Source organism: Streptomyces sp. SolWspMP-5a-2 (assembly GCF_900091845.1).
Lineage (GTDB): Bacteria > Actinomycetota > Actinomycetes > Streptomycetales > Streptomycetaceae > Streptomyces > Streptomyces doudnae.
Genome location: NZ_FMCI01000334.1, coordinates 1 through 1953 on the forward strand (window position 1 = coordinate 1; position 1953 = coordinate 1953).

Genomic DNA, 1953 nt, shown 5'->3' on the forward strand with positions numbered 1-1953 from the left:
GGCCTGCTCGCCCCGGTCGTCGCCCGCTCCTCGGCCGTCCCCTTCTACTCCACCGTCTCCGGCACGGTCATCGACACCGCCGACCTCGACGGCTCCTACTGGTACCGCAACCTGCGCGGGACGGTGGAGTTCGAGGCGGCGACGCGTGCGCTGCTCGCGGACGGGTTCCAGGTCTTCGCGGAGATCAGCGCGCACCCGGTGGTGGCCACCGGGGTGCAGGAGACGATCGAGGACGCCGGGGTGCGGGCCGGTGTCGTCGGCACCCTGCGCCGTGACGAGGGCGGTCTCGAACGGTTCACGCTCTCCCTGGGCGAGGCATGGGCGCTCGGCGCCGACGTCGACTGGGACGTCCACTGGGACGGCGTCCGGACCCGCCGCGTCGAGCTGCCCACCTACCCCTTCGACCGCGAGTGGTACTGGCTCACCCCCGCCGAGACGGCCGCCACCGCGGCCACCGGGAACGCGGCCGACGGCGACTTCTGGGCCGCCGTCGAGAGCGGTGACATCACCCGCCTCTCCTCCGTCCTGGAGGTCACCGGCGACGACGTCGAGGCGTTCGGCACGCTGCTGCCCGCCCTCGCCACCTGGCGCCGCCGCCGCACCCTGCGCTCCACCCTCGACTCCTGGCGCTACCGCGTCACCTGGTCCCCCCTCACCGGCGCCGACGGCTCCGTCCCCGAAGGCCGCTGGCCCGCCCTGGTCCCGGCCGGACACGCCGACGACCCCTGGGTGGCCACCGTCCTGGGCGCCCTCACCGCCCGCGGGCTGCGCGTCGAGCGCCACGACCTCACCGGCGACGAGGACACCGCGGCCCTCGCCGCGCTCCTCGAAGGACCCGACACCACCGGCGTGCTGTCCCTGCTCGCCCTCGACGAGCGGCCCCACCCCGACCACCCCGCCCTGCCGCGCGGCCTCGCCGCCGCCAAGGACCTGGTGCACGCCCTGTCCGGCACCGGAGCCCGCCTCTGGGCCCTCACCCGGGGCGCCGTCGCCGTCGACAGCCGCGACCCGCTGACCTCCCCGGTCCAGGCCGAGACCTGGGGCTTCGGCCGGGCCGTCGCCCTCGAACTCCCCGACAGCTGGGGCGGTCTCGTCGACCTGCCCACCGCGCCCGACGCCCGCACCCTGTCCCGGCTCGCCGCCCTCCTCGGGGGCACCGAGGACCAGATCGCCGTACGGCCCTCCGGCGCCCACGTCCGCCGCCTCGCCCGGATGCCCCTGCCCGACCAGGCCCCCGGCACCGACACCGCCGACGCCGCCGACGCGTCCGGCGCCGACGACGACGGCATCGGCGGCTGGGGCGCCCACGACACCGTCCTGGTCACCGGCGGCACCGGCGCCCTCGGCGCGCACGTCGCCCGCTCGCTGGCCGCCTCCGGCACCCGCCACCTGGTCCTCACCAGCCGCCGCGGCGCCGACGCCCCCGGCGTCGCCGGCCTCGTCGGCGACCTCGAAGACCTCGGCGCCCGGGTCACCGTCGCCGACTGCGACGTCGCCGACCGCGACCAGCTCGCCCGGCTCCTCGACACGCTCCCCGCCGACCTGCCCCTCACCGGCGTCGTGCACGCGGCGGGCGTCCTCGACGACGGCGTCCTCGACGGCCTCACCCCGGACCGCTTCGACGCCGTCCTGCGCCCCAAGACCCTCGGCACCGGCAACCTCGACGAGCTGACCCGCGGCCACGACCTGACGATGTTCGTGCTGTTCTCGTCCATCGTCGGCGTCCTCGGCAACGCGGGCCAGGCCAACTACGCCGCCGCCAACGCCTACCTGGACGCCGTCGCCGAGCAGCGCCGCGCCGCCGGGCTGCCCGTCACCTCCGTCGCCTGGGGACCCTGGGCCGACGCGGGCATGGCCACCGCCGACGTGCTCGCCGACCGCATGAGCCACGACGGCCTCGCCCCCATGGCCCCCGACACCGCCGTCGCCGCGCTGCGCGCCGCCGTCGCCGAG

At 77.1% G+C, this 1953-nt stretch carries 1 protein-coding gene; it reads left to right on the forward strand.

From position 1 onward, the window contains the following. Positions 1 to 1953, forward strand: a 1953-nt coding sequence (locus tag GA0115242_RS33150) for an SDR family NAD(P)-dependent oxidoreductase (RefSeq protein WP_141721844.1), incomplete at both ends; no start/stop codon positions are given.